At 30.4% G+C, this 3,419-nt stretch carries 3 protein-coding genes; all 3 read left to right on the plus strand.

Going from position 1 to position 3,419, the window contains the following annotated elements:
* A partial coding sequence (locus RBR61_RS10175) for an SPASM domain-containing protein (protein WP_320344077.1) occupies nt 1-614 on the plus strand: 614 nt, incomplete at its 5' end.
* A gap of 2 nt (nt 615-616) precedes the next feature.
* Entirely contained in the window at nt 617-1,372 is a 756-nt protein-coding gene (locus RBR61_RS10180) for a HisA/HisF-related TIM barrel protein (RefSeq protein ID WP_320344079.1), read from the plus strand.
* A gap of 47 nt (nt 1,373-1,419) precedes the next feature.
* Nucleotides 1,420-3,419, plus strand: a 2,000-nt coding sequence (locus tag RBR61_RS10185; RefSeq protein ID WP_320344080.1) for a 6-hydroxymethylpterin diphosphokinase MptE-like protein, incomplete at its 3' end; no start/stop codon positions are given.

Genomic DNA, 3,419 nt, shown 5'->3' on the forward strand with positions numbered 1-3,419 from the left:
ATATTATTGCCTCCGGCTTAGATTCAATAGAATTTTCATTGGATGGAACTAGTTCGCAGATGAATGACTTTATAAGAAAAAACTCTAACCATAAAAAAGTTATAGAAAACATCAAAGAGTTGTTGGATCAAATATCCTTTAAATCCTCTAATATAAAAGTATCTATATCCTCTACACAATTTAAATATTTTGATGAAAACAATCACTTAAAATCTCCAAAATCACAGTGGCTTGAAAAAGAGTTTAAGCACTACTTAGACTTAGGGTTGCTAAACATAAACTATGTCGATGCGATTGAGTGGAGTGATATGAATATTGATAAAGATATTTTTGATATCGTAGAAGATGAAGAAGATAAAATAACCAACTACTGTGACCATATAACCAGCACAATTACAATAAGAGCCAACGGAGACATTGTACCTTGTTGTTATGACTTGACAAGTCAATTGATAATGGGGAATGTTTTGGATAACTCACTAGAAGAGATATGGAACAACAGCAAGTATCTCAAGTTAAGAAAAAGCATATATGAAGAAAATTTTTACTCAATTTGTAAAAAATGTAGTGTTGTAAATAAAAACAGATTTTTAATTTTAAAGCAAAATAGTTAGTCATGTTAAAGCATAGAGTTATCCCATGTGTGCTTTTAAAAGATTGGCAACTTGTCAAGAGCATTGGGTTTAGTTCATTTAGAACAATTGGCCATCCAACCTCAACTGCTAGAATATACAATGCTAGAAATGTGGATGAACTGATTGTTTTGGATATAGATGCTAGCTTAAATGATCAAGAGATAAACACAGAGATTATAACAGATATAGCAAATGAATGTTTTATGCCTCTAACCATAGGCGGTGGTATAAATAGTATTGAAGATATTTATAAAGTTTTAAATGCTGGGGCGGATAAAATCTCTATCAATACAAAAGCTTTAGAAGATTTAAACTTTATAAAAGAGGCCTCATCTCTATTTGGATCGCAATGCATAGTCTGCTCTATTGATGTAAAAAAAGTAGATGACAAATACATGGTTTTTAATAAAAAAAGAGGCATACTGGATTTAGACCCGCTTGTTTTAGCAAGAGAGTATCAAGAGCATGGAGCTGGCGAAATACTTTTAACTTCTGTAGATAATGAAGGCTCTACAAACGGATATGATATAGAACTGATAAAACTATTTAAAGATGAACTAGATATCCCAGTCATCCTAAACGGGGGCATGGGCAAGCCAGAAGATGCAGTTAAAGCTATACAAAGTGGTGCAGATGCAGTGGCTGCCGCTTATATATTTCATTTTTCAAGGTATACTCCAAACGATATAAAAAATGAACTATCAAAAAATGGTATCCAAGTACGAAATAATTTATAGGAATAAAAATTGCTATTATTATATAGTTAAAATGTTAGGTATTTACAATGAACTCCATAGAAAAAAAAGCTCTTGAGACATATAAAATAAATCTAAACTATTTCTCCAAAGAACACGCAGAAGTTCATAAAAAAATAACTCTTCTTGAGCAAGCCATACAAAATGGGTCTTACATAGAAAAATATGCTCTAGAATATAAAAACAACTATTTTGACATATTAGAACTATCTTCAGGAAATTATCTATACAATCAAGATAGCAATAAACATGCAAAAGAGTTAGCCAAAACAATAAACCATAAAAAATCTGATGCTGTCATTGAAGGATTTTATAATCAACACTTAACACAATTACAAGTTGAACAACTTGAAGAGAAAGTTGATATTCGTTCCCCTCTATTTGCTGCAGCAAAAATCATACAGTACTGTAATAGTGTAACGTCCAAAAATGATGAAATGAAAGATATATTTAAATTTATATTTTGTGGTATTGGACTTGGGTTACATCTACCTGAGATAGAGAAAAAGACAAAATCTTCTATGGTTTTTATCATGGAGGATAATCTTGAACTGTTTCGCATATCACTCTTTAGTACAAACTATGAAGAACTCTCCAAAAAAGCAAAACTCTTTTTTTCCATAATGGATAGTGATAGTGAATTAAAAAAAGTATTTGATGATTTTTTTACTCAAGGGTATACACATAATCACTATATTAAGTATGCTTTACTCTCTCAAGGAGATATTCCAAAAGTAAAACGCATTCAAAATTCAATAATCTCATCTGTTTATTTAACATACCCTTACTCTATGCAGTTATTGGAGCTTTTAAGAGCACCAGAGTATCTTGTCGAGAAATATCCTTTTATTGATCTCTCAAAAAACCACTTCTCTTCTTCACCACTATCAAACAAGCCTGTACTACTTATAGCATCTGGGCCTTCACTTGGAAACAATTCTAAATGGTTACAAGAAAACCATGAAAAGTTCTTTATAGTCGCTGTTTTATCATCAGTTAAAACTCTATATAGCTTAAATATAAAACCTGATATTGTTACACATATAGACTCTCTTCCTGTATCTGCTAGACTATTTGATGGTATAGATAGAGAAAATTTCTTTGATAAAACTATTTTTATTTTCTCATCAGTAACGTCTAAAAATGTATTTGATTTAGTACCAAAAGAAAAAATTTACTGTATTGAGTCAGCTACTCATTATAAACAAGGCTTTAGAACTGTTAGTGCTCCTAGTATAGGAGAGACAACTTACGCCATATCTCTGTTTTTAGGAGTTACACAACTATATCTTCTTGGCTTAGATCTAGCACTTGATCCAGAGACAAAAAGCACTCATTCAAAAGAGCATGTATTTGTAAAGCAAGTTCAAGAGAATAGTATAGAAAGTGAGCAATACACTTCTATGCAGCATACAATGTTTTACACCAAAGGAAATTTTTTACAAGAGGTTCCTACAACACCAATCTATAAAATATCAGCAGATGCATTTAACATAATATCAAAGCATTTTTTACAAAAAGAACAAAAAGTATTTAACTTAAACAATGGAGCTTACCTAGAGGGAGCTACTCCTTTACATGTAGAGGGTTTTGACACAACAACTCTTCTTACTTTATCAAGAGCAGAAAAATCTAAGCAGTTAAAAGCTTTTTTTGATGAAATTTCAGAAAATAGCATGAGTGAAGATGATATAGAAAATCTTGACAAGCAGATACAAGAGGCTCAGAGACTTTTTGAAGTTGTGCAAGAATTTAAAAAATCAGTTCAAACTAATAGTTATGCACTGTATATAAAAGAGTTTTATGCGCTATATATAGAGCTATTAAATTTAAATAGTGAAAATAAATATGATATTAATCGTCTATTTTCTTCATATTTACAATATATAGTGAGTTATATTTTTGATGTTTTCAATACAAAAGAGTTTAAAAATGAAGCAAAACATATAAAAGAGTTAAATGATATATACATAAAACAACTCAAGAAGATACTTGATTTATATCTAAAGACTATGAGGGTTTATAAAGA

This window comes from Sulfurimonas sp., assembly GCF_034005705.1.
In the GTDB taxonomy this organism is placed as follows: domain Bacteria; phylum Campylobacterota; class Campylobacteria; order Campylobacterales; family Sulfurimonadaceae; genus Sulfurimonas.

Bases quoted from the DNA above. Each gene is read 5' to 3' on its own strand.
- RBR61_RS10180 (WP_320344079.1), top strand. From the start codon at position 617: ATGTTAAAGCATAGAGTTATCCCATGTGTGCTTTTAAAAGATTGGCAA.